The 2,781-nt window shown below is 41.8% G+C and carries 3 protein-coding genes; all 3 read right to left on the reverse strand.

Annotation, left to right across the window (positions count from 1 at the left end):
• A partial coding sequence (gene hppD / locus WB217_RS11645; protein ID WP_423993393.1) for a 4-hydroxyphenylpyruvate dioxygenase occupies nucleotides 1-925 on the reverse strand: 925 nt, incomplete at its 3' end.
• A 500-nt stretch (nucleotides 926-1,425) separates the two neighbouring features.
• Nucleotides 1,426-2,370: an IS3 family transposase gene (locus tag WB217_RS11650; RefSeq protein WP_423993395.1), complete on the reverse strand. Its 945-nt coding sequence runs from the start codon at nucleotides 2,368-2,370 to the stop codon at nucleotides 1,426-1,428.
• Nucleotides 2,371-2,372: 2 nt separating this feature from the next.
• Nucleotides 2,373-2,687 (reverse strand): transposase, encoded by a 315-nt coding sequence (locus tag WB217_RS11655; protein WP_423993394.1) that lies wholly within the window; start codon nucleotides 2,685-2,687, stop codon nucleotides 2,373-2,375.
• Nucleotides 2,688-2,781: the final 94 nt, after the last annotated feature.

Consider the following 2,781-nt stretch of genomic DNA (forward strand, 5'->3'; position numbering starts at 1 on the left):
CTTTAAGCTTATCGATTTCTTCATCAATTTCCCCAACGCGCTCTGACAGCATTTCGTAGTAAGAATCAGGAGTGCTTAGGAATTCTACGCCGTTTTTGCGCAGCGTTGAGACTGTGCTGACGATATCCTCCGTCAGGATCGCAAGGTGTTGAACACCAGGACCGTTGTAAAACTCAAGATATTCCTGAATCTGTGATTTGCGCTTTCCTTCAGCAGGCTCATTGATTGGGAATTTGATTCGGCCGCCGTTGTGCATAACCTTTGACATAAGCGCTGAATATTCCGTAACAATATCCTTATCTGTGAAGTGTTTCATTTCCTTGAAGCCCATTACATTCGCATAATAGTTAACCCATTCTTCCATTCTCTCAACATTGCCAACAACATGATCAATGCCGATGAAGCCAGCATCCACAAAAGGTACATTCGTTTCATACGCAATGAATCCTGGCATGAAAAATCCTTTGTAATCTTTTCTTTCAACAAGCGTATGGATCGTGTCACCATAAGTTCCGATGATCGCCTTTTTCAAAGTGCCTTGCTCATCTGAAAGCTCATGTGGAGGCTGGATTTCAATTGCGCCCCGGCTGACTGCAGATTGGTAAGCCTTTTCAACATCATCAACAGCCAACGCAATATCCTTAACACCATCGCCATGAGTTTTTACAAACTGAGCAACACGAGTGGAGTCACTATATGTTCCTGTCACTACCAGGCGAATTTTACGCTGCTGAAGAACAAATGAAGTCGTTTCACGATTGCCGGTTTCAAGGCCTGAATAACCTACAACCTTAAAGCCAAACGCTGTCTGGAAAAAGTGAGCCGTCTGCTTTGCATTCCCTACATAAAGCTCTAAATAATCTACATCCTTAACAGGAAAAAAATCTTCATTCGTTTGGCCAGAAACCATTACTTTCTCTTCCATCCTAAAACCTCCATTATAAATATTTACAATATTTATAATTATTTTATATTAACTTTAGCTATTCTCTCAAGAACACAATGTAAAGCTATAATGCTTTTACGTGGTGAAGGAAAATGTTTTCTACACGAATTTGATCCTTTATTTGAAAAAATATATTGCTTGAAGTTCCAAAAGTAACTTTATTTCGTTATTCTCTAAATTTAATAGGGTTTCTACCTACCAACCTGTCTTGAAAATGAGCGATTTAAATTATTTCACCAGTTGGATTTGTTTTTTCACCAGTTGGACTCGTTTTTTCACCAGTTGCGGTCTGACCCCTTTATTCCTGACAATTGCTTTTAAATTCTCTCTCTGTCTTAGTTTTTCATTTTTTTTCGGTTCTCCTTCCTCACTCTTGCCGATTTTAGATGGTTTCGGAACAGCGTCAAGCCCAAACCGCTTGACACTGCCCCGGAACCATCTAGGCGGTTGGCAAGTGACGAAGGAGTAACTCTGCCTGGTTACAGGCTGATCGTCATATCTGGTGGGAACCCGATATCCTTATACTTTTCATGAAACTTGGCGGGCGACATACGCCCTAAGGAGCCGTGATACCTTCTATGATTGTAAAACTCCATATACTCATCAATTCGGTAGTATGCCTCTTCAAAATATTCAAACCTATAACGCCTAAATACATGACGCTCCAATAGGCTAAAGAATGATTCAATGTAAGCATTGTAATTAGGAGAACGAGGTGGAATTCGCTCATGAAATATCCTGTTATTCTCGCAAAATTCTCCAAAATGGTTGCTTACGAATTGGGGACCATTATCTGTTCTTATGATGATGCAATGCCCGTCCTCCTCCGGTATTTGGAGGTTCCGCCTTACAATCGCTTCCTTAAGCATGCCTGTTATGTCCATTGCCTTGCATCTAGGTCCTTTATAATATCCAACGACACACCTGTCGAATACATCAATGGCACAAGCAACGAAGAAAAACCTTTCGCTTCCCTCAATCGATCCATACTTAATATCTAGCTGCCATAATTGATTCGGACCGGTAACCACACGATTCTTCACTAGCCTTCTCGGATATTTAGAGGTAAGTGGACGTTGTGGAAGTAGGATGCCTAGCTCTTTGCACAACCTGTGTACTTTCTTGTGGTTGATTACGAGTTCGTGATTATCTTTCAAATATTGTGTAAGGTTCTTTACACCGTAAATGGCGCACTCTCCCTCAATAGCCTCCATGAGAAACTCCTCTATCTGCTCATCAGGTACTATTTTGCCAGAGCTCGTTTTTGAAAACCCTGGTCTTGGCCGTCCACGCTTTCCCTTTGAATCCCACTCTTCATTGTCCCCTGAATGGTAGTAATACAGTGACCGGTTAACTCCAGCTGCTTCTGTTAACTTGGTGATGGGAAATCCCTCCTCTGCCCAAACTCTTACTTCTTCGATAATTGTTAAGGCTGGTAAGGGGTTTTTTTTAACAGATTTCTAAGCATTGCCACCTCGAGCTCCTTCTCCCCAAGCAACTTCATCGCCTGTTCATACTTGGCCTTTAGCTCTTCCTTGGTAGGTTCGGTCGTAAGGATAGCCTTCGTAGGGTCTTCCATGCGCTCCCTGATTTCGTCCCCATATTCCTGAATCCAGTTCGTTAAGGTTTTACGATCAATCCCTGCCTGGCGGGAAATGGAAGAGTAATTACCTGATTCCAGGGCTAAACGAACATAATTTTTTTTGACCTCTTCCAAAGCTTCAATCTTTTTTCTAGCCATATAAACCCTCCCTAATTTATGGATATTCTTGTCCCTAGTGTACAGTTTTTAGCATTAGGGTGTCCAAAAGAATTAGGGGGTCGTAAAGCAACCG

Origin of the sequence: Mesobacillus sp. (assembly GCF_049588175.1) — a bacterium.
Classification (GTDB): Bacteria; Bacillota; Bacilli; order Bacillales; family Cytobacillaceae; genus Mesobacillus.